Genomic DNA, 22,609 nt, shown 5'->3' on the forward strand with positions numbered 1-22,609 from the left:
TCTTATCTCAACAAGGTAAATTGAAGTGCGTCAGCGCGGCTTTCGCTCTACACTAATAACAATTAATCAACATATCTCTTTTGATGATCCCTTGTAGAGTGAAAAGATGACAGATACCGAAGAAGCCTTGGCTCTACTGGCTGCTCCCTGCACAGATAAACGCTTTTTTCAACGGGCACTGCGCGCACTCGCCTTGGTGACCCAATGTCGCTGGGCCGGCTTTGGCCGACTCAAAAACGATTTCCAAGGCGAGATCATCGCCTTTTGTGACAACAAACAGTCTCTGCCTGCTTTTGAGTTTGAATTGGCTGGCTCTCCCTGTGAGTCCCTCTATCAACAACAGGAAACCAGCACTCACATACTCCACGCCCGTGATCTGCAGAAACGATTTCCCCATTTTGCCATGATCCGCGAGATAGGCGCCCAGAGTTATCAGGCCGAGTTGATCCTCGGCAGTGATGGCAAACCGGTCGGCCATATTTTTGTACTCGACACCCTCCCCCAGGCCGAAAGCGCCAAGTCAAAAGAGTTTTTCCGGATCTTGGCCCAGCGTATCGGTCTCGAATATCACAGAATGTTGGTCAGTCGCGAGCTCGCCATGCACAAGCAGATGATAGCCACCACAGATCATCTGTTGGCATTTATCGGTACCGATTACTGTTACCGTATGGTCTCCAAAGGGTATGAGCAGCTTTTCAACCGCGTTCAAGAGGAGATCATAGGTAAGCATATTGCTGAACTGCACGGTGTAAGCGCGTTTGAGAAGAAGATCCGGCCGCTACTTGAGCGGGCCTTTAACGGCGAAACGCTGGAAGCCAATCAGTGGTTGCATCCACCGCATCTGGCCGCGCCGATACTGATGAGTGTACGACATTCACCCTGCATCAATGATGCCGGCGAAATTTGCGGCGTCATAGTCTCGTCCCACAACATCACCCGTCTGTCGGCGCTGGCCTTGTCCAGCCTGGGCACTGAGCCATTGGATCTTAATAGCGGGAGCCTTGGTGCAAAGGACTTGAGCACAAAGAACCTGAACAAAGAGAATTTGAGCGCAGAGCCCCCAAACGCGAATAACCTGAGTACCCAATTGGGCCAGGAGTTGAAAACCGCCAATTCCTGAACTTGCACTTCACTTTATTTAGGGAAGGTGCGAACAAGTCCCATGTGTGCTCTGCGTCGGCTTACTGGCCTGGATGCAAGGCGTGGTTCGCAAGCAAATGGCCCTAGTCCTTTGCAAGAAGCACAACACAGCAGGCAGGCTTGTAAGCCACGCCCTTCGGGGCTTTCACAGCAACCGGCTTTCTGCGTTATCCGACTTCGACAGGCCCCGGCATGCCTTCAGTCAGATGCCTTGAACGCCAATTGTTGTGCAAGCCACTCTCTACAAAAGAGAAGGCCACGAGGACTTATTCGCACCTTCCTTAGCAGAATACAGAAAGTAAAAGGCCTGCATCTGCAGGCCTTTTCACTGTTCACTAGGGACTGTATTCCCGTAAGCATCATAGGTGATGTAAAAGCCCCAATGGCGTGTCGATAATAGCTTTGGGCGCTGCTTCATGTAAGCGTTCGCGACTATGGGCGCCATAACTGACCCCTATGGCATCCATACCGGCGCTGGCAGCCATATTGAGATCGTGTACCGAATCACCCACCATCAAGGCTCTCTCAGGCGCTATCTTTAATTCAGCCAATAGCTGTTGCAGCATGTCCGGGTGTGGTTTACTTCTCGCCTCATCGGCGCTGCGACTGGCATGAAAAAACTCTCCAATCCCAGTTTCCCGCAGTACACGTTCAAGACCTGCCCTTGCCTTACCTGTCGCCACCGCCAGCAGATACTTCTCACTGCGCAGCTGTGACAGCAGTGCCGGAGTTTCACTGAAAAGTGGGCTAGGCGTGGTATCAAGCTGCAGGAACTGCTGCTTATATTCCTCTCTGAGCGCCTGATATTCGCCAACGCTTCCCGCTGGATAGAGGCATTGCAAGGCCTCTGTCATAGATAGGCCAATAATGTCACGTACTGCCTGCTCCGAGGGTATAGGCAAGGCCATTACCCTTGCCGTATTTTCCATACAGCGGACAATCTTGCCTATTGAGTCCATCAGGGTGCCGTCCCAATCGAATATCAGCAGCTCGTATGCCTTCATGGCCTGTTTCCTTATTCTTTGCTATACCCGAGTAAGTTTCTCCAACAACTCAAGTAACTCAGGATCCAAAGGAGCCTGCACTGTCATTTCAGTCTCTGTGTCAGGGTGAATGAACTTAAGTTGCGCCGCATGTAGAAACAGGCGATTCAACCCGAGTGCCCGCATACTGTCATCAAACTTTTGCTCACTGTACTTTTCGTCACAGGCAATAGGATGACCGGCATACTGGCAGTGTACCCGGATCTGATGAGTACGACCGGTAACCGGGCTGGCCTGCACCAGTGTGGCACCGTCATAACGCTGCAAAATTTTGAAGCGGGTTTCCGAGGCCTTGCCTTCGGTATTTACCCGCACAATGCGTTCACCCGATTTGAGCGTCAGCTTCAGCAATGGCGCCTTAACCACCTTGTCGTGCTTTTGCCACTCACCGCGAACCAGCGCCTGATAGTCTTTTTGCATCTGCTTGTGCCTGAGCTGGTCATGCAAGTGCTTTAGCGCGCTGCGCTTCTTGGCAACCAAAAGCACTCCGGAAGTATCTTTATCCAGACGGTGCACCAACTCGAGAAACTTTTGTTGCGGCCGCAGGGATCTCAGCGCTTCAATCACGCCGTAATCCACACCACTGCCACCGTGTACGGCGATGCCGGCCGGTTTGTTCAGTACCAGAATATGCTTGTCTTCAAAAAGAATTCTGTCTTCTAGGCGCGATACCCGCTCCAGGTTGGCGGAAGGCGCCGTGCGGTAGTTTTCTTCACTGACCCTAACCGGCGGAATGCGTACCTGGTCCCCTTCGGCCAATTTGTATTCAGGCTTTATCCTTTTCTTGTTGACCCTGACTTCGCCCTTGCGCACTATGCGATAGATCATGCTCTTGGGCACGCCTTTGAGCTTGCTGAGCAGAAAATTGTCAATGCGCTGGCCAACATTGTCTTCGTCAATGGTCACCAGGCGAACTTGCTGATTGGGTGATGGCGTCTCGGTATTCATAACACTTATGTTGCGGTTCGGGGCGCGCTATTGTACAACATGTTGATGCTTTTGATTGCCGATTTTTTTGAATTCAGCTATATTTCAGCGGCGAACCCTGCGTATTGATGAGCCATTGCTCAATCTATGAACGGTTCGAACAGTGGAAAGCGCTTGAGCGATGTCTGACCTCCGAGGTCGCAAATAGTTGATTTGCAAACCGTACATAAAAGAACACTACTGAAAAAATTGTTTTTACGGTTAAACCTGGACGGAAACACGAAATTCAGACCACTTTCAAGCCGCCACTATGCTGTTTTCGAAAGTTAATGTTAACTCGTCATCAAACGACAAGGCTCGACTTCGGCATTACCGGATTATTATTGAAGAATTTATGGGGTTGGTTGATGTTTTACAACGAATTCCTTGTTTTTGTAATCATTGAAAAATAAGCCATAAATAGGATGCGACACGCAGCGAATGCGTCTAACAGCAATGCGCACCTCCCAGCCTGGAGGAACGCCGAGAGGCGTCGCCCGAATGAGACCAGGCCCGTAATGCAGCGACCAGTACGTTTGATGACCTCTTATTAAGAAGAATGACGTCATCATGAAACGGATGTTAATCAATGCGACTCAATCCGAGGAGTTGCGCGTTGCCCTGGTTGATGGGCAACAACTCTATGATCTGGATATCGAAAGCCCAGGCCATGAGCAGAAGAAAGCCAATATTTATAAAGGTAAAATCACCCGCGTAGAACCCTCTCTGGAAGCGGCTTTTGTTGACTATGGTGCCGAACGCCATGGCTTTCTGCCCCTGAAAGAGATCGCCCGCGAGTACTTCCCCAAAGGTTACTCCTTCCAGGGTCGTCCCAGCATTAAAGAAGTAGTCAGTGAAGGCCAGGAAGTCATAGTTCAGATAGATAAAGAAGAACGTGGTAACAAGGGCGCCGCCCTGACCACCTTTATCAGTCTGGCCGGCTCTTACCTGGTACTCATGCCCAACAACCCTCGCGCCGGTGGTATCTCCCGTCGGATAGAAGGTGATGAGCGCACTGAGCTGAAAGAGGCCATGGAAAACCTGGAAGTGCCCAACGGCATGGGGCTGATTGTCCGCACCGCAGGTGTTGGCAAGGCCGCCGCCGATCTGCAGTGGGACTTGAAGGTATTGCTGCACCATTGGACAGCGATTCAGGAAGCGGCCGAGAGTCGCCCTGCTCCTTTCCTGATTCATCAGGAAAGCAATGTTATCGTTCGCGCCATCCGTGATTACCTGCGCCGTGATGTAGGCGAAATTCTAATCGACCACCCACAAATTTATGCCGATGCCAAGCAGCATATCGCCCTGGTACGTCCTGATTTTGTCGACAGAGTCAAACCCTACTCATCTGAAGTGCCGCTCTTTACCCACTATCAGATTGAGTCACAGATAGAATCCGCATTCCAGCGCGAAGTTAGACTGCCTTCCGGCGGCTCTATCGTTATCGATCCCACCGAAGCACTGACCTCTATCGATATCAACTCCGCCAGAGCCACCAAGGGTGGCGATATCGAAGAAACCGCACTGAACACCAACCTGGAAGCCGCCGACGAGATTGCCCGTCAGTTGCGTCTGCGAGACTTGGGCGGCCTGGTGGTTATCGACTTCATCGATATGACTCCGGTCAGACACCAACGCGAAGTGGAAAACCGTCTGCGTGACGCAGTTCACCATGACCGTGCCCGTGTGCAATTGGGCCGTATTTCCCGCTTCGGTCTGATGGAAATGTCCCGTCAGCGTCTGCGTCCGTCTCTGGAAGAGTCCGCCGCTCACATCTGCCCACGCTGTAACGGCCAGGGCACCATTCGTGGTACCGAGTCGCTGGCTCTGTCGATTCTGCGCCTGATGGAAGAAGAAGCCATCAAGGAAAACACCTCTCAGATTGAGGCCATAGTGCCCGTGGATGTCGCGGCTTACCTGCTGAACGAAAAACGCAAGGCCATACGCATCACCGAGCAGCGCCATGATGTTGAAGTCTATGTGATCCCGGATCCACACATGATGACCCCGAACTACCGCGTGGTACGTCATCGCAAGGACGACCAGATCTCTGAAGTCAGCTACCAGCGTGTGGAAGAGCCGGAAAACAAACTGTATGAACCACGTAAACTGGAACGTGCTGCTGCACCCAAGCCAGCCTTGAGTGGTTTTGCTACACCTCTAAAGCAGGAAACTGCCGAAGCACCGCAGACAGCCAAACCGGCGGCCAAAGCCGCAGCGACTGAAGCGACCAAGCCCGGAATAATTTCCCGTTTCTTCGCCGCCCTGGGTGCCATCTTCTCCTCTTCCGAGCCACAAGCCGACAAGAAGCAGGAAAAGAGCACTAAAGACAATCAGGAAGGCAGTGGCCAGAACAACCGCCGTAACCGTCGCAATGACCGCAACGACAGACGTCGCAAGAGTGGTGATGACAAAGACGGTAACCGCGATTCACGCAGCCGCAACCGTAAATCGTCCGCCAATGAGCGCCCTGCCCGTGATAAAGACGAGCAAAGCAACAAGCGTCAGGCAAACGACACCGGCAAACCAACCCGTGGTGACCGTAACGACAAGGCTCCCAAGTCAGAATCGGTTGATGAACGCAAGAGCCGCAGTAAGGCCCGTGACGAAAGCGAGCAGGAACCAAAACAGGAAGCCGCCCGTGAGCGTCGCCAACGTCGCAACCTGCGTCGTAAGGTGCGCATTGAGGCCAGCGATGCACAGGAAGCCGTTGACAATACAGCAGAGGCAACCAGCGCCGAAGTGAAAGCCAGCGCCCAGGCCAAACCTGAAGTAAAGGTTGAGGCAAAAACCGAGGCCAAGCCAGCTCGCACCAAAGAAAGCGATGCCAAGGATAACGCCGAGCAAACCGACAAGCCGCGTCGCAGCCGTCGTAAGCCTGCCGCAGCTCAGGCTGAGTCCAAGGAAATGGAAGTTCAGGCCGAAGTTGAAGCCAAGTCAGAAGCCAAGAGCGAAACCGCTGCCGAGCTGAAGGGTGAAGAGTCAACTCAGGTTGCCACTAAAGCCCAAGGTGCAGAGGTTTCACAAGACGTTCAGGCTAGCACCGACGTCAGCACTGTTGCCAATGCCGAGCAAATCGCTGAAACCAGCGTTCAAGCTAGTGGTGTTCAAAGTGATGCCGAAGCCATTGAGGGCACTGAAGAAGACGACAAGCCCAAGCGCGAAGGCCAACGCCGTAGCCGCCGCAGCCCTCGTCATCTGCGCGCAGCCGGTCAGCGTCGCCGCCGTACTGAACAGGAAGGCGAAGAGTCTGAAAGCACTGAAAAGGCAAGCACTGAAAAAGCAGCCTCTGAAGTAGCAAATAACGCTAAAGAAGAGGTTGTCGCCGAGGCATCAGCGCCTGCCGCTGCCGTTGAAGTCGCCGCTGAGCAAGCAAAGCCTGCCGACAAAGCTCAAGAGCAAGCTGAACCTCAAGTTGTTGCCAAGCCGGCTCCTCAGGTTGAAGCCAAAGCTGAAGCAACAGCCGAAGCTCAGGTTGAGACCAAGCCTCAAGCCGAGGTCGCTGCCAAGGTAGAAGTCGTTGCCGATGCAAAAGCCGCCGAAGTCGAGGTAAAAACTGAGCCCAAAACAGCAGAAGCCGAGCCAGTGACAGCGCCTGAAGCCCAAGCTGAAAAAGCTGAAGTTGCAAAAGAAGCTGCGCCATCAAAAACGGCAGAGAAAGCGAGCGAAGCGCCTAAGGCAAAAGCTGCTGAAGAGATTGCATCCAAGCCCAAGGCAGAAACTGCATCGGCAAGCGTCGCCGCCTCTGCCCCTATGGCCAAGCCGGCTGCTATCAGCCGCCCTGCGCGTCAGGCAAGCAATGAAGCCAAGGAAAGCCCGGCAGCAACACCTGCAACAACCCAGGCAAGCGCCGCACCAAGAGTCAGTCGCTTCAGCACTATGGTTGGCTCAGATACAACCAAGCCACAGGTGGATCAACGTGCTCACGTTGAAGTGCCCAAAGGCCGTGAGTATCAGGCCAATGGCGAAAGCGCGCCACGCAAGAGCCATGGTAACAGCGCCGAGTCAGATATGGCCCGTCCCTGAACCTAAGTGTTGCTGAGAAAAAACCATGCCCTCGGGCATGGTTTTTTATTTTGATCTGCTTCACACTTCTGTCACAACAGAAATTTTGCTAGTATGCGCAACTTTGTTTTTAACCCTCAAGATGGGATCCCAAGCTGAATGTTTGAACTGATACGCCATAAAACCAGCAGTCACAAGGCGGATATACTCTCCGGCCTAACGGTTGCTATGGCGCTGGTGCCCGAAGCGGTAGCCTTTGCCTTCGTTGCTAAAGTAGAGCCTATGGTGGGCCTTTATGCCGCCTTTATTATGGGACTGATCACAGCCCTCATCGGCGGCCGTCCCGGCATGATCTCAGGCGCCACCGGCGCGATGGCCGTGGTCATGACCAGTCTGGTGGTGTCCCACGGAGTCAGCTATCTGTTTGCCGCCGTGGTGCTGGCCGGAATAATTCAAATTACCGCCGGAGCACTGCGTCTTGGTAAGTTCATTCGCATAGTGCCTTATCCTGTGATGATAGGCTTCGTCAACGGCCTGGCCATAGTAATATTCCTGGCGCAACTGGGGCAATTTCAAGTCAAAGTCGGCGAAGAGGAGATGGCCTGGCTACCCGGTGCAGATATCTGGCTGATGCTGGCGCTGATAGCCATGACCATGGCTATCATACATTTTCTGCCTAAGCTGACCACAGCCGTGCCTTCATCCCTGGTGGCCATACTGGCAGTAACCGCTCTGGTGGTGGGCCTGGATCTGGATACCCGCAACGTGCTCGATTATTTGCGCAATATGAGCGGTAATCCTGAGGCTACTATTGCCGGCACACTGCCAAGCTTTGCCATTCCGGCCGTGCCCTTCAATCTGGAAACCCTTTATATCATAGCGCCCTATGCCGTTATCCTGGCAGCTGTTGGCCTGATTGAATCTCTGCTGACCCTGACTGTGGTCGATGAGATGACCCAGACCCGCGGCCGTGGCAACAAGGAATGTGTCGGCCAAGGCGTGGGTAACGTCACCAGTGGCTTTTTCGGTGCCATGGGTGGCTGCGCCATGATTGGTCAGTCGATGATTAACATCAACTCAGGGGGCCGCGGTCGTCTTTCCGGGATCACCGCCGCCCTCACCTTGCTGTGCTTTATTCTGTTTGCCGCCGCCTTTATCGAGATGATCCCGCTGGCCGCCTTGGTCGGGGTCATGTTTATGGTGGTGCTGGGGACCTTTGAATGGGCCAGCTTTAAAGTGATGCGCAAGGTGCCCAAGCACGATGCCTTTGTTATCGTGCTGGTGACTGTGGTGACGGTATTTACCGATTTGGCGATTGCGGTATTTGTCGGGGTGATAGTATCTGCGCTGGTATTTGCCTGGGAGCATGCCAAACAGATCAGTGCTCAAAAGAGTATAGATGCCAACGGTTGGGCGGTTTACCGCCTCAATGGCCCACTGTTTTTCGGCTCGGCGGCTTCGTTCCTTGAGTTGTTTGATGCCAACAATGACCCCAAGGATGTCGTGGTCGACTTCCAGTCATCCCGGGTCTGTGACCACTCGGCTCTCGATGCCATAGACACCTTGGCCGAGCGCTATGTGAACCAAGGCAAACGCCTGCATCTTCGTCATCTTTCCAACGACTGCAAGCAGTTGCTGCACAAGGCCGGCGATCTGGTGGAAGTCAATCTGATTGAAGATCCCAGATACAAGATTGCCGACGACAAGTTAGACTCGTAAATTAACACTGTCCAGACCATAGAAAAACGGCAAGCTGAGGCTTGCCGTTTTTTTATTCTACTTCAGCTTGGCACTGAAACGCCGTCGCACCTTATCCAGCTTGGGTTTAATCACCAAGGCACAATAGGGCTGCTCACCATGGAGCGCAAAATAGTCGTTATGATAGTTCTCCGCCGGATAGAAACCATCAAAGGCGGTCAACTCTGTCACTATCGGCGCGCTAAAGACGCCTTCCTCATCCAGCGCCTTAATCATGGAGGACGCCGTCTCAATCTGCTTATCCGAGTGCGCGAAAATCACCGAACGATACTGAGGCCCCACATCGTTGCCTTGGCGATTCAAGGTGGTGGGATCATGACTGGCAAAAAATACCTCCAACAGCTCGGCATAGCTGATGACAGTGGGGTCAAAAACTATCTGCACCACTTCGGCATGGCCGGTTGCGCCGCTGCATACCGCCTTGTAGTTGGCATCTTTTGCCGCGCCGCCGGCATAGCCGGAAGTCACTTGCGTAACCCCGGCCAAACTTAAAAATACCGCTTCTGAGCACCAGAAACAGCCGCCGCCCAGGGTGGCCGTCTCCAAACGCTTTTCAGTTGCCGGCTGCTGAGCCTCGGCATCATCTATGGCCTCAAAGACCATGGAGACAGAATTGACGCAATGTCGCAAGTTCTTGGCCGTTAACCCCTCTCCTTCAAACACATGTCCCAGATGACCACCACATTGACTGCAAACGATTTCGGTTCTGCGACCATCGGCGTCGGGTATCCGGGTGACGGCACCAAAGATTTCATCGTCAAAGGCGGGCCAGCCACAATGGGCATTGAATTTATGCTCGGACAAATACAAGGGGGCACCGCATTTACGGCACAGATATCGCCCCTTGGCATTGTGTTGATACAGCTCTCCACTGAAAGGGCGCTCTGTGCCTTTTTCCTCTATGACATAACGCTCAAACTCGTTCAGGGGTTTCATTTAACGCTCCTCGATTGCTCTGCGTAACCCATAAGACCCGAATTGCAGCGGTTACCGTTCACTCTAGTTACATAGAGCCATAAAAGTGACTTGGATCACTTTACGTTGCCCCTATAAAGACATCAAGGTAGACTTGCGCCCGGGTCACCCAACTGCCAACAAAATGTCCATAGAGACACGAGTATCGGGTCAATAAAAAATAACCAAGAAAGATGATGATGAAACTGGAAACCATAGACTATCGCGCCGCAGATGCTGCCGAGCGCTTTGTAGAATCCCTGCGCAGCACCGGCTTTGGCGTGTTGCGCAACCACCCTATTTCACAACAGCTGGTGCAGGATATCTACCGCGACTGGCAGGACTTCTTCAACAGTGAAGAAAAGCAGGCCTTCATGTTCAAGCCGGAAACCCAGGATGGTTTCTTTCCGGCGAGCATTTCAGAAACCGCCAAAGGCCATACGGTCAAAGACATCAAAGAGTACTTTCACGTCTACCCCTGGGGCCGCATTCCTGAGCAATTGCAGGACAATATCCTCACCTACTACCAAGAAGCCAATGCGCTGGCCGCCGAGCTTCTGGACTGGGTCGAGGCGCACTCGCCTGCCGAGGTGGCAGCCAACTACCGCACTGCGCTGTCGCAAATGATAGCCAATAGCCACAAGACGCTGCTGCGGGTGCTGCATTATCCGCCAATGACAGGTGATGAGACTCCGGGCGCCATTCGCGCCGCCGCCCATGAGGATATCAACCTGCTTACCGTATTGCCCGCCGCCAACGAGCCCGGGCTGCAGGTGAAAAGCCTCGACGGGGAATGGCTGGATGTTCCCAGCGATTTTGGCAACCTTATCATTAACATAGGCGATATGCTCCAGGAGGCTTCCGCCGGTTACTTCCCATCGACCACTCATAGGGTGATCAACCCGGAAGGTGCCGATATGAGCAAGTCGCGGATCTCACTGCCGCTTTTCCTGCACCCTCGCCCCGACGTTGTGCTGTCAGAGCGCTATACCGCCGACAGCTACCTGATGGAGCGCCTGCGCGAACTTGGGGTTATCTAGCGCCTGCGGGCGCTTTTTTCAGTTCGGAATGCTACAATAGCGCTCTTTTTTCAGTTTTCAGCAGGATAAGCAATAGATGGCGATTCAATGGTATCCGGGACACATGCACAAGGCCCGCAAAGAGATAGAAGAGGTGATGCCTCAGATAGATCTGGTGATCGAAGTGCTGGACGCCCGAATACCCTACAGCAGTGAAAACCCCATGGTGGCCAAGCTGCGCCAGGACAAGCCTTGTATCAAGTTGCTGAATAAGTCTGATCTGGCCGATCCCGAGATAACCAATCGCTGGATTGAGTACCTGGAGCAGGAACAAGGAGTGCGGGCGAAAGCCATCACTACCCTGCAACCTGCCATGGTCAGAAAGATCCCCGAGCTGTGCCGCAAACTGGTTCCCGTGAGCGAAGGTGCGCTCAAGGATATTCGCACCATGATCATGGGCATCCCCAATGTGGGCAAGTCCACCATCATCAATACCCTGGCCGGCCGGGTGATTGCCAAGACAGGTAATGAACCTGCGGTGACCAAGGCGCAGCAAAGGATCAACCTTAAAAACGGCATAGTACTGTCCGACACGCCGGGGATCCTTTGGCCCAAGGTGGACAATGAAGCCTCGGGTTATCGCCTGGCGGTCACAGGTGCCATCAAGGACACCGCCATGGAATATGAGGATGTGGCCCTGTTTGCCGCAGCTTACTTCCTGCATGCCTACCCGGAGGCGATGATGGAGCGTTATAAGCTGACCTCCCTGCCCGCCACCGACATCGAACTGCTCGAAGAGATAGGCCGCAGGCGCGGCGCCCTCAGAAGCGGCGGTCATATTGATTTGCACAAGGCCTCGGAACTGCTGTTACATGAGTTCCGCTCAGGGAAAATCGGCCAGCTGTCCCTGGAAACGCCGGAAATGGCCCAGGCAGAAGAGGTCGAAGTGGCCAAGCTGCTGGCGGAGAAAGAGGCCCTGAAGCAGGCAAAGAAAGAAGCCGACAGGCTGAAGCGCTCCGGCAAACGCCATCAGGGTTAAGTTTCCCTCAAGAAGCAAACTTAGCGAAAACGGGCCACCATTTGTGGCCTGTTTTTGTTTGTCACTTATCCGACCAATTATCCAACTAAATTCCGCATAAGCTTAATGTTAGTCCTTTGCAGAACCGCTCAACGCACTGGCGGGATACTCTTGGGCCTGGCGGCCAGGATCCGGGCAAACAGTCCGGCAATGCTCAACTCCAACAGATCCAAAACCTGCTCAAATCCGCTGTCGCCACCATAGTAAGGATCCGGGACTTCCCTGATGGGAGTATCGGCAAAGTCCAGCATCAAGGCCAGCTTGTGTTTGTAAATCTGCGGACAAGCCTCATCTAGGGCCTGAAGATTCTCACAATCGGCCGCCAGAATAAGATCGAAATGAGCAAAGTCCCGCGCGCACACCTGCCGGGCTTTGATCCCTGAAAAATCCAGCCCGCGCCGCTCACCGGCAGCGCGGGCGCGCCTGTCCGGCGATTCCCCTGCGTGATAACCTATGGTGCCGGCAGAATCCAACTCCAGTGTCAGTCCCATGGCCTGAGCCTTGGCCCGGGCTACAGCTTCAGCACTTGGTGAGCGGCAGATATTGCCCATACAAACCATCAAGATACGGTTGATTTCACCCTCATTAACACTTGGCACACTTTGAAATTCCACCTTAAGGTTCCTTATTGGCTGACACGGAAGGATTGAGTTCTGCATCCGGGTCGGCTGCAGAGACTTTTGCCTCAATAACCCCTGCCGGGAAGCTGAGTCGATAGTCGGATCTTACCCTAAGGAAGCGGGCAAACCTAGGCTTGCCGCCCGAGGTCAGCCCGGAGAAAGCAAAGGTCACCCAGGTTCCGGGAAGTGGCGGTGAAGCCCTCTCGGCATCGGTGAAACCTGTTCCCAGACGAAAGCTTACCCCAGCCTCGGTTTCCACCAGCAAGGCGCCCATCATACCTTGATACTTGCCCTTTCCCGGAAGTATCGCCAGCACTCGCGCCTCGGCATCTTCCACAGGTTTGAGTTTTAACAAGGCATCACTGCGCCCCGCCAGATACATGGCATCGATGCGGTGCGCCATCAGGCCTTCGCCCCCTTTGGCCACCACCTGCTGTAACCACAGATGTAACTCTTGCGTGCTGCTCAGACGCCGCTGCTCGATGACATAGAGATAAGGGGTCAGTTGGTGATACTGCTTGAACGCCTGATAACGTTCGGCAAAAGCCATTTTCAGCCCAGGGGCATCGAACAGATAAAAACCCAGCTGGCGCCAGGAGTCTGCTTCGCCTAAACCTCTGGCCAGCAGCGATGCAGTATCAAAGCTGTGATAGCCGCCCCAAAGCTCTCCTTCGAGTGCCACGGCAGGAAAGTCCTTCACAAACCAAATTGGTGCAGGAATCACTCTGCCCGAGCGGCTCAGCAAACGCCTGCCGTCCCATCTGGCGCGGACACCATCGAGTTTTTCACTGACAAGAAAATCCTTGATTTCGGCCTTTTGTTGTTGCCAACGACCGGCCAGCTCCGGGGCCGGTAATTCTCGTTCGGCGCCCGCCGGAAACGAGAGCAGAAAAGACAAGGCCAGCAGAAAAGTTTGCAGCAGTAACAGCATGGCCGAAAAACGTTTAAGGTATGCTGTTGTCGGTAAAGATTGCGGATATTGCATAAGCCCTCCCTGGCTATCGGCCAATTGCCTGCTACATCCTATAGCAGAGACCAAAACTACAAAGATCAAAACTACCAAGAGTATAGAAAGTCGTGGCGGTTATGGTGATAACTAGTGTAACGATTATCGAAACGGCCCTCCCCCTTTGCCAAACCTTCCGCCTTGGCATAATAACGGCCAAACACCCGTGGTAGGTGCAGTAACTGTTATATCAGCGGCAAGATGAGCTGCTATAATGCCGCCGCACCTTGGAAACCTCAGCGCCACTGCACTAATAGCCAAACTAGTCACGAGTGACCAACGCGAGGTCAATAAAGGAAGTGACAAGTTGCAACCCCATTAACCCAGGAACCTTTCACGGTTCAGCGGGTCTTTATACAGCAACCGGCCATAGCCACAGATCAAGAATTGAGAGAATATGAAACCCGCCAACAATCACGGACTGAAACGCATTTTCCGCGCCACCGGCTTTTCCATCAAGGGCTTATGCTCAGCCTGGAAACATGAAGCCGCCTTTCGTCAGGAAGCCGTACTGGCATTGTTAATGATCCCGCTGGCGTTATATCTGGATGTGGCCAAGACAGAAAAATTACTGCTGATAGCGACGGTATTTATCGTCATTATTACCGAGCTGTTGAATTCGGCCATTGAAGCCGTGGTCGACAGAGTGGGCGATGAAATCCACCCCTTGAGCGGCCAGGCCAAAGATATTGCCTCGGCGGCAGTCTTTATCAGCCTGTGTTTATGCGGCCTGACCTGGGCCGTGGTTATCTGGCCTCTGGTGTTCTAAAGCGCTTTGGTATGTTGATGCACGCTTTGGTATTTTGAATGCTTCAGTAAGGAAACCGGGCAAAGAATCAAAACGCTCAATGCCCGGCCAAATTTAGAACTGACTTCTGAGGTAGTTGACCGCTTGCAGTATCTGCTCCAGGCGGTCGTTGCCCGGCAAGTAGGCTACGTAAACATTGCGCCTGAGCGGTGTTTTATCATCAATCACAAACAGCTCCCCTTTCGCCAGATAAGGTTCAATCATGTTTTGCGGCAAAAATGCACTGCCGCCATTATTGAGCAGAAAGTCCAGCGCAATACGGGCCGAGCCGGTATGCAGTACAGGAATGGGTAACTCGGCATAATCTCTGGCATGTTGGATATTGAATGCCGTGCCCCAATCGACCTTGATGTAATGCCTGTCCGTCAGTTCATCGACGGAGGAAGCCGCCTCTGTGCTCACCAGATGCAGCGACACCTCCCCTATCTGCAACAGCTCGAACTCTTCCAGCTTAGGGGGATCAAAGGCAATGGCCAGATCCAGCGTTCGGTCCATCAACTGTTTGGTCATCGCCGCCGGTGCCAGAATTTCGGTGCGCAGCGCCACTCCGGCAAGCCCCTGATGTAAGCCTTGCATATATCCCTGCAGATAAGCGTCCCAGATATTGGGCGCCGCGCCGATAACCAATTGCACCGATTGGTGCTCGCTCAGTGAAATATCCTGTTTGGCTCGCTCCCAGGCGGTCAGTACCGCTTCGGCATGCGCCAGCATCCGCACCCCGGCCGGGGTCGGTTGTATGTTATTTCGCTGCCGTTCAAACAGCTCGACCCCGAGAATGCTCTCCAGCTGCTTCACCCTGAAAGATACGGCACTGCGGGTCAGATAGAGGTTTTCGGCGGCCTTCCCAAAATGGCGGGTATGGGAAACTTCCAGAAATGTCTTGAGTAAATCCGTGTCCATAAAAAATTCTTTATCGTCATAGACAAATTTTTTTGATTTATAAATCAATCATACTAGCCAATACTCTGCTTGCAAATCTCCTCAAGAACCATTTTGTAAGGAATATCGCCATGTTGACCACGACTCCTTCACCATCGGCACTGCAAAGTGCATCTATGCAACAAGCCGCCAATGAGAGTTTCGTCAGCGAACGCCGTTTCTATGACGACAAGAACTTCCCCAAAGGCTTTCGCCGCAGCGGGGATTTTACTTACAACGAAGCAGAATTACTCGAAAAACATGGCGTTGCCATGCAGGCTCTGGCGGAGGGACGCCAAGCCCCCCGGAATCCGGAGGAGAGTCATTTTGTTGAAGTTGTCCGCGGAAATTCCGCTCCCGGTAGCTTGTTGGAAAAGATCTGGGTAAAGTATGTCAAGTTGGCTTCTGGGAAGCCTTTCTACGCAGTAGTCGGCACCACTTTAGTGAAAAAGGCCGATGCTGAGTATATCGACGATATGATAGATGACGATGTTCAGGATGAGCCTGAACTTGAGGATGACCAATGAAAATTAGGGTTTGCGACTAAATGCGTGGTTGGATTTTATATAAAGAGACCGCGACTCAGCTAAAACCTGAATTGTATGAAATAAACCGATTGTTGGAGGCCGCCAAGGCCGACAATATCGAACTTGAGGTCTATGCTCCCGATGAGTTTGACCTCACAGTGACCCGAGAGGACAACAAGAGTATTTTACTGAACGGGCAACCAGTAGAGTTGCCCGATTTTATTATTCCCCGTATGGGCTCGGGTACCACCTATTTTGCCTTGGCGATTATCCGCCACCTGGAGCGTCTTGGTGTTTATTGCCTCAACTCTTCCAAGGCGATAGAAACCGTTAAGGACAAGCTGTTTTCCCAGCAACTGTTGGCTGAAAAGAATCTGCCAACGCCCAAGACCATGCTGGTGAAATTCCCGGTGGATGTTGACTTGGTTGAACGTCATTTGGGTTTCCCTGTGGTGATCAAGACACTGTCCGGCTCGCAAGGCAGCGGCGTGTTTCTGTCACACAAGGCACGTGAGTTCGATGATCTGATGCAGCTTATCGAGGCTACCAACAAGAATGCCAACATCATTCTGCAGGAGTTTATCTCCAACAGCCATGGCCGGGACTTGCGAGTCTTCACCATAGGTGGCCGGGTAGCGGGTTGCTACGAGAGACGCGGCCAAGAGGACAGTTTCAAAGCCAATGTCAGCGCCGGTGGCTCAGCCAGCCCCTTTGCGGTCACACCTGAAATCGAGTGGCTGGCAACCCAGACAGCCAACATACTGGATCTGGATGTTGCCGGGATAGATCTGCTGTTTGACAACGGTCACTACAAGATTTGCGAGGCCAACTCCTCGCCGGGCTTTGAAGGACTGGAGTCCTGTCTCCACCTGGATATAGCAGCACAAATACTGCACTTTATCCGTATCCGTTTGGGCATGTTCAACAAGGACTCCAAGAAAAGCGACAGCAGCGAGTCCGAGGCCTGATCCGAACACGAGCTTTAATAACAGACTGAAGCGCTCCTTTATGGGGCGCTTTTTTGTGGTAGATCATAAAAAACCACACATTTGTAAACATTCTATTCACAAAAACCATCATTCTGGTTTAGACTCTTTGCAGTCGCGCGGATTTTCAGCATTCGAAAATACAAGAAGTGTCATCCTGCAAACTACAGCCGGCAAGCACTCGAACCGCGCACGTGCCGATTTATCCCGGAAAAGGAATCTCTGAGAAGGCACTTGGATTATCTGAGTAACGAAAAGAGATTACCCATTGTTGACACCACACTCTATTAACAATTCAGGTTTGAGACTGTCGCTGACACTCGCCCTGCTCTGCTGCGCCACAACCCAAGCCCAAGCCGGTGAGTGGAGCTTGAATATTGGTGGTTTCTACTCTCAGTCCGACACCAATATGCAAGTTACCGATCCCTTGGTCGGCAACGATTTCGATCTGGATTTTGAGTCTGATCTGCAGTTGGCGGAAAACGAGTTTCTGCCTCTGTTTGAATTGGGATACCGTTTCAACGATAGACACCACATCTATTTTGACTGGAAACAACTGCACCGCAGCGCCGAAACTCAGGCGGTCAGTCGGCCATTTCAGATCCAGATTGACGATACTGTCTATGACGTCAAGGCCGGTGGCCAGCTGGGCACCACGCTCAATATCGATATTGCCCGCATCGGCTATGGCTATGATCTGTTTCAAGGCAACGGCTATAACATAGGGGTCAGTGTAGGGCTGCATACCATGTTCATTGAAAGCAGCTTCGAAGGTTCAATCGGGGCCTGTGCCACCTCAGAGCTCAGCGGCAATATCTGCAGCGCCCAGCCCATTCCCAGAGTGGTGGATGAAAGCGTTACCGCACCTTTACCGAATATTGGCCTCTTTGGTGACTATGAGCTGGCACCCGGTTGGCAATTTAATCTGCATGCCCAATATTTTTCCGTGCGCCTTGATGATCTCAAGGGCTCACTGGTCGATATCAGAGCCGGCATGAAAACCACCCTGAGTGATCGTTGGGACATCACCTTGGCCTACAACTATTACAAAGTGGATGTGGATGTGCGTCAGAGCGCATCGGACGCCGCGGTAAAAGTGGCCGACTACAACCTCTACTATAGTTTCATCGGCCCCATGTTATCGATCAGCTACCGTTTCTGAACTTGTTCTCCGCTTGACGATACAATCACGCTTTTTCCTGACGCTTTTTGCTGACGCTTTTTCCTGCCCCCTTTCCCTGACCATAGTCGCTTATTGGCAGCTCGAGTCAAAGCTGTCATCCACTATCTTTTGCCGACAATCACCAAGTATTCCAGTCCTCTCGCCTGCCAAGCCTCTCAAAAAGTGAGTTTGATAAAAATCCACTCTTGCTCACAGTTACGCATCTGATAATGGTTATCATTTAACAGAAAGGATGAGGGAGGAGGCAAAGATGAGTAACAAGCTGGCAGTCACAGGGCTGAATGATCCTATCGCCCAAACACTTTTTATCCCGCTCTATATGAAGTCGTGCCAATCCAAACTGAAAGATGCCTTCTTCTCCGATCCTTGGGCCTGCGCGCTTATCGAACAATTTGATTATGATTTCTCAAGTTTTGACCAATCTGTATTGAGCTCAGTAGGGGTCGCCATCCGCGCGGGTTACTTTGACAGACTCACGGCGGATATTATCGCTGCGGCGCAGTCCTGTGTTGTAGTCAACCTCGGAGCCGGGCTCGATGCCCGCTTTCAGAGGGTTCAAAAGCTGATGGGAAACACGATGGAAGACAAGGCCTGGTTTTACAACCTGGATCTGCCTGAAGTGATTGCCCTCAGAGAGCAGCTCCTTCCTGCGGACAGTTGTGAGACATGCATCAGTGCTTCTGTATTTGATAGCGATTGGATGGATGAACTCAATGCCCGTCATCAGGGCGCAACCTTTGTTTTTATTGCTGAAGGCCTGCTGATGTACTTCGACAATTGTCAGGTACAACAGTTGCTTCAAGAACTGGCCAGCCGCTTTCCTGGTTGCCATATTCTATTCGACGGTATCAGTCGCTGGATGAGGGACAATTCAGATAACCACGACAGCGTAAAATATGCCGGTGTCGGTTTTAAGTTGGCGCTCGACTCGCCACGGGAGATTGAGCAATGGCATGGAAAGCTAAAGGTGATTTCAGTCGCGCATTACGCCGATTTCAAAGAGTGGAAACGAGTGGGTTTCTTCAATTATCTGCTGTCCAAATACATTCCCAAATACTTCCACTCCAGTTTTCTGGTGCATGCCTGTGTCGAGCAGCCATAAAAATAAAGGCATTCAATTAATTACGCTTTCAAAGTGACAAGAAGCATGGACAGGTGTAACCCTTTTTGAGTCACACCTGCCACCAAACTCAGCGCTGATCCTGAGCCCGGCGCTTCTTGAAGTCCGAATCTTCAAGCCATTGGGGCCAGTCATTGTTATTGGCCAACCGCGCCAGGATATCGCTTATCAAGGCCAAGTCCTGCCGAACCCCATCCAGACTCCAGCTTGGGTCATAATCATCGGCTGCCTTATGATATTTGTGGGCAATATAATCCGGGTCTGTATCCCCCAAACTCATAAACAGCAAGCCGGGTACCCCTTCCTTGGCCAGAGCGAAATGGTCCGAGCGGAACATCAAGCCATTTTGCGGTCGGGGATCGGCCTTGACACTGCGTCCCTGCCCTTTGGCAGCATCATTCAAATACTGCTCCAGCTCTGACACACCCTGACCATAACGCAGGATGTAATCCACGCCTTTACCCATATTCATGCCATCTATATTGAGAAATGCCACCAGCTGCTTGGTGGGAACCGGAGGATTTTCGGCAAAGTACTGGGCACCAATGAGTCCGGTTTCCTCGGCAGTAAAAGCGCTGAACAGAATCGAGCGTTTCGGGGCATCAATGCCCTTTTGCTGTTTGAAGTGCTTTGCCAGTGCCAGAACACCGGCCACACCTGAGGCGTTATCCACAGCGCCGTTGAGCACCACTTCCTTGCCATCTTCAAAGGTCTTTCCCAGGTGATCCCAGTGAGCGTGCATCACCAAGTATTCATTTTTGTGCTCGGTTCCAGGCAACAGGGCCGCCACATTGTGGGATTGCGCCAGTTCTATCTTGTTGTTCAAGGTCAGATTGGCCTTGAGTTTCAACGGCACCGCCTTGAAGCCTTTATTGACCGCCTGTTGCTTCAAGGTGTCAAAGTCCAGACCCGCCTGGCTGAACAGCTTCTTGGCGCTATCGTGCTGGATCCACCCCATCACGCCAACCGATGATGCGTTATTGTCTTTATCCACGAGGGTGTACTTGGTATTGGTGTTGCTGTTACGCACCACCCCCCAACCGTAAGCGGCGGGCGCAGTTTCATGCACAATAAACACGGCTTCGGCGCCCTGGCGGGCCGCTTCTTCATATTTATAGGTCCAGCGACCGTAATAGGTCATGGCATTGCCCTTGAATACCTGGGGATCCTGAGTGGCAAAGCCGGGATCATTGACCAGTACAATCAGGGTCTTACCACGAACATCCAAGCCTTCAAAGTCATTCCAGCCGTATTCCGGGGCATTGATACCGTAGCCGACAAATACCACCTCGCTGTCTTGCAGCTGCACCTTGGGTGTCACTCTTTGAGTGCGGGCAGTGAACTCCTCGCCGTTGCTGAAACTCATTGAGCCCAGCTTTAACTGCATATTCTGATCTGCGGTGATCCTGGCCATGGGAACGGCTTGCAGGTAACTGTTGCCAAACCCGGGCTCAAGCCCCATCTCCTTGAAGGCCTCGGTAAGGTAATCCAAGGTCAGCTGTTCACCGGTCGACAGAGGCGCACGGCCTCCAAAAGCATCGCTGGCAAGGGTTTTCACATCCTGGCGATAGCTGGATTCATCCAGTTCAAAGGGGGCGGCCAACGCCAGAGCCGGCGTTAACAGTGTGGCCAACAGGCCACACACAGAGGTAAATTTCACGACTTCATTCCTTGCTATTATCTATTTTGTTCAGCCATTGTAACAGCGGGGCAGCATTCGGCAATCAGCGCAACAAGGTGACATTCTGTGAGCCTTTGGATCCACAAGCGGCTTAATTTATGTCAAGCTGAATAGGTAATTGCATTGACAATGAGTTCCCCTATGACCATGACTCTGCTTCAACAAGCCGCCCAATACCTGAAAAAAGCCTTGCCGTTGATGTTAAAACATCAGATACCGACAACGCCGGTCAACTATGCGCTCTGGTATGCCTATGTCAGCGAGCGCAACCCGGCACTCAATGCCAGCCTGGATGAAGCCGTCAGCCAGTACAACACCTGTCCGCCCTCCACGGCGGAACTCCTCTACCGTCATCATCTGGCCCCGGAAGATGAACTGGATGTCAGAGATATGCGCCAGAGTATGGAGGCGATAGCGACCGAGCTGTCTCAGTCACTCAAGGATACCAGCTGCGATGCCGACAGTTTTCGCGCCAAAATCGAGCGTAACTTTGGCCTTATCAGCCGCTTGGATCAGGACGCCATGGATCTTGAGCAGGTAATGGGCATGGTCCGAGCCCTGGTGAAAGACTCGGATGATATTCGCAGCAGCACGGATTATTTGAGCTCGCAACTGAGCAAGGCCCAGCAGGAGATAGACAGTCTGCGGCTACAGCTGCAAAACACCGAAAAAGACATATTGTTTGATGCCCTCACCGGCTGCCTTAACCGCCGTGCCTTCGATGCCGACTTCGATAGCTTGTTGAGTCAGTCGCCGAAGGGCTGCTGCCTTATTCTGGTGGATGTGGATCACTTCAAGCGTTTCAACGATGAATATGGGCATCTTTTGGGGGACCAGGTGCTCAAGGCGGTGGCCAAGCGTCTGCAGGATAGTTGCCGTGACGGCACCAAGTTGTATCGTTTCGGTGGTGAAGAGTTCGCTATTCTGGTGCCGACCAGTCAGCTGAGAGTGGCCCGCCAACTGGCCGAAGCCATGAGACGGGCACTGGAGAAGGTTAGCGTAAGAGACAGGCGCAAAGGCCAGCTCCTCAGCAATATCAGCGCCTCCTTCGGGGTTGCCGAGTGGCAGCAACTGGATACCCGCCAATCCCTTACCGAACGCGCCGACACCTTGCTCTATGAAGCCAAGCGTTTGGGCCGCAATCGGGTGATGCCGATATCAGGCTGAAACCGCCAGTGTCTGCAAGGCTTCTGCCTGCACCACAAATCTGAGCTCGGCGCCGCCGCTCAGGCTGTCGAAGGGATAACAGGTGATCAGCGTCAATAGCCGCTCATCACTGCCCATCAACCAACGTGTCTCAGATTCATGCACAACTGCGGTAGCCCGTATTCGATAAAAATGGATCTGGCCGTCCATGCCCTGCAAGCGGATCTCCTGCCCCACCCTGGCCCCGGCCAGAATCGCGAAATGGGTATCCCTGTGACCAGCAATCACGGTATTGCCTGTCTCTCCGGCGCCGGCTCCCGAGAGCATCTGCGCCGGTCCAAAGGCCAAGTTACGGCCACTGGCCCCGGCCAGCACATAGAGTGGCTCATGCTTGCCTATCCACAATTTGGCCGTGGGGTGGGTATCGGCCCAGGACCAGGGTTTGTGTGCCTGGCCGTCCGCCAGACTCTTGGCCCAGGCCTTTTCAATCAAAAACTGGGCGAACATGGCTTTGGCTTGCATATATCCTCCTTTAAACAGCATGGCCGAACCTGCCACAACCAGAACAACTATCACTATTGAGCAGATATCGCTAAAACGCCCCCTATTGACCGAGGGCATAGCGCCTGCTGTCAGGGCCTGCTCAGCCTG

19 protein-coding genes are annotated in these 22,609 nt (G+C 52.9%); 11 read left to right on the forward strand and 8 right to left on the reverse strand.

The window, feature by feature from the left end; translation table 11 throughout:
- Positions 1-106: 106 nt before the first annotated feature.
- Complete coding sequence (locus tag N512_RS22065; protein ID WP_051472617.1) at positions 107-1,120, forward strand: PAS domain-containing protein; 1,014 nt, start codon at positions 107-109, stop codon at positions 1,118-1,120.
- Positions 1,121-1,499: 379 nt separating this feature from the next.
- Here the strand turns inward: N512_RS22065 and N512_RS0102725 are convergent, their stop codons facing one another.
- Entirely contained in the window at positions 1,500-2,144 is a 645-nt protein-coding gene (locus N512_RS0102725) for an HAD-IA family hydrolase (protein ID WP_028779320.1), read from the reverse strand.
- 21 nt (positions 2,145-2,165) lie between these two features.
- Positions 2,166-3,131, reverse strand: a complete 966-nt coding sequence (gene rluC, locus N512_RS0102730) for a 23S rRNA pseudouridine(955/2504/2580) synthase RluC (protein WP_025009543.1) — start codon at positions 3,129-3,131, stop codon at positions 2,166-2,168.
- A gap of 588 nt (positions 3,132-3,719) precedes the next feature.
- On the opposite strand from rluC, the gene rne reads away from it, so the two are divergent.
- Together rne and N512_RS0102740 are read left to right on the forward strand one after the other, a co-directional pair.
- A complete protein-coding gene (gene rne, locus N512_RS0102735; RefSeq protein WP_028779321.1) occupies positions 3,720-7,175 on the forward strand; it encodes a ribonuclease E in 3,456 nt (1,151 codons plus the stop codon).
- 138 nt (positions 7,176-7,313) lie between these two features.
- Positions 7,314-8,873 (forward strand): SulP family inorganic anion transporter, encoded by a 1,560-nt coding sequence (locus N512_RS0102740; protein ID WP_028779322.1) that lies wholly within the window; start codon positions 7,314-7,316, stop codon positions 8,871-8,873.
- A 57-nt stretch (positions 8,874-8,930) separates the two neighbouring features.
- On the opposite strand, the gene N512_RS0102745 is transcribed toward N512_RS0102740, so the two are convergent.
- Entirely contained in the window at positions 8,931-9,848 is a 918-nt protein-coding gene (locus N512_RS0102745) for a bifunctional methionine sulfoxide reductase B/A protein (protein WP_025009540.1), read from the reverse strand.
- A 218-nt stretch (positions 9,849-10,066) separates the two neighbouring features.
- Here N512_RS0102745 and N512_RS0102750 point away from each other — a divergent pair, with 218 nt between their 5' ends.
- Positions 10,067-10,906, forward strand: a complete 840-nt coding sequence (locus N512_RS0102750; RefSeq protein WP_028779323.1) for an isopenicillin N synthase family dioxygenase — start codon at positions 10,067-10,069, stop codon at positions 10,904-10,906.
- Between the two features lie 76 nt (positions 10,907-10,982).
- The gene (gene ylqF / locus N512_RS0102755) at positions 10,983-11,924 is read left to right on the forward strand and encodes a ribosome biogenesis GTPase YlqF (protein WP_028779324.1); all 942 of its coding nucleotides are present in this window, start codon (positions 10,983-10,985) and stop codon (positions 11,922-11,924) included.
- Positions 11,925-12,052: 128 nt separating this feature from the next.
- On the opposite strand, the gene N512_RS0102760 is transcribed toward ylqF, so the two are convergent.
- Both N512_RS0102760 and N512_RS22070 read right to left on the reverse strand, forming a co-directional pair.
- Complete coding sequence (locus N512_RS0102760; protein ID WP_037474027.1) at positions 12,053-12,523, reverse strand: low molecular weight protein-tyrosine-phosphatase; 471 nt, start codon at positions 12,521-12,523, stop codon at positions 12,053-12,055.
- A 55-nt stretch (positions 12,524-12,578) separates the two neighbouring features.
- On the reverse strand, positions 12,579-13,568 hold the full coding sequence (locus tag N512_RS22070) for a DNA ligase (protein ID WP_231473492.1): 990 nt from the start codon (positions 13,566-13,568) through the stop codon (positions 12,579-12,581).
- Between the two features lie 418 nt (positions 13,569-13,986).
- On the opposite strand from N512_RS22070, the gene N512_RS0102770 reads away from it, so the two are divergent.
- Positions 13,987-14,358: a diacylglycerol kinase gene (locus N512_RS0102770; protein WP_025009535.1), complete on the forward strand. Its 372-nt coding sequence runs from the start codon at positions 13,987-13,989 to the stop codon at positions 14,356-14,358.
- Positions 14,359-14,451: 93 nt separating this feature from the next.
- Here N512_RS0102770 and hdfR read toward each other — a convergent pair whose 3' ends face one another.
- The gene (gene hdfR / locus N512_RS0102775; RefSeq protein ID WP_025009534.1) at positions 14,452-15,297 is read right to left on the reverse strand and encodes an HTH-type transcriptional regulator HdfR; all 846 of its coding nucleotides are present in this window, start codon (positions 15,295-15,297) and stop codon (positions 14,452-14,454) included.
- Between the two features lie 110 nt (positions 15,298-15,407).
- On the opposite strand from hdfR, the gene N512_RS0102780 reads away from it, so the two are divergent.
- The 4 genes from N512_RS0102780 to N512_RS22075 all read left to right on the forward strand — a co-directional run bounded on the left by N512_RS0102780 (position 15,408) and on the right by N512_RS22075 (position 19,113).
- A complete protein-coding gene (locus N512_RS0102780; RefSeq protein WP_028779326.1) occupies positions 15,408-15,842 on the forward strand; it encodes a DUF413 domain-containing protein in 435 nt (144 codons plus the stop codon).
- A gap of 20 nt (positions 15,843-15,862) precedes the next feature.
- Positions 15,863-16,810 (forward strand): ATP-grasp domain-containing protein, encoded by a 948-nt coding sequence (locus tag N512_RS0102785; protein ID WP_025009532.1) that lies wholly within the window; start codon positions 15,863-15,865, stop codon positions 16,808-16,810.
- 286 nt (positions 16,811-17,096) lie between these two features.
- Complete coding sequence (locus N512_RS0102790) at positions 17,097-17,990, forward strand: hypothetical protein (RefSeq protein ID WP_443018262.1); 894 nt, start codon at positions 17,097-17,099, stop codon at positions 17,988-17,990.
- 271 nt (positions 17,991-18,261) lie between these two features.
- Entirely contained in the window at positions 18,262-19,113 is an 852-nt protein-coding gene (locus N512_RS22075) for a class I SAM-dependent methyltransferase (protein ID WP_037473955.1), read from the forward strand.
- 88 nt (positions 19,114-19,201) lie between these two features.
- Here the strand turns inward: N512_RS22075 and N512_RS0102800 are convergent, their stop codons facing one another.
- Entirely contained in the window at positions 19,202-20,791 is a 1,590-nt protein-coding gene (locus N512_RS0102800; RefSeq protein ID WP_028779328.1) for a M28 family metallopeptidase, read from the reverse strand.
- A gap of 162 nt (positions 20,792-20,953) precedes the next feature.
- On the opposite strand from N512_RS0102800, the gene N512_RS0102805 reads away from it, so the two are divergent.
- Positions 20,954-21,979, forward strand: coding sequence for a GGDEF domain-containing protein (locus N512_RS0102805; RefSeq protein ID WP_028779329.1), 1,026 nt, complete (start codon positions 20,954-20,956; stop codon positions 21,977-21,979).
- Here N512_RS0102805 and N512_RS0102810 read toward each other — a convergent pair.
- Positions 21,971-22,579, reverse strand: coding sequence for a class GN sortase (locus N512_RS0102810; RefSeq protein ID WP_037474035.1), 609 nt, complete (start codon positions 22,577-22,579; stop codon positions 21,971-21,973). The two genes, N512_RS0102805 and N512_RS0102810, sit on opposite strands and share 9 nt — an antisense overlap.
- Positions 22,580-22,609: the final 30 nt, after the last annotated feature.

This window comes from Shewanella sp. 38A_GOM-205m, from assembly GCF_000518445.1.
In the GTDB taxonomy this organism is placed as follows: domain Bacteria; phylum Pseudomonadota; class Gammaproteobacteria; order Enterobacterales; family Shewanellaceae; genus Shewanella; species Shewanella algae.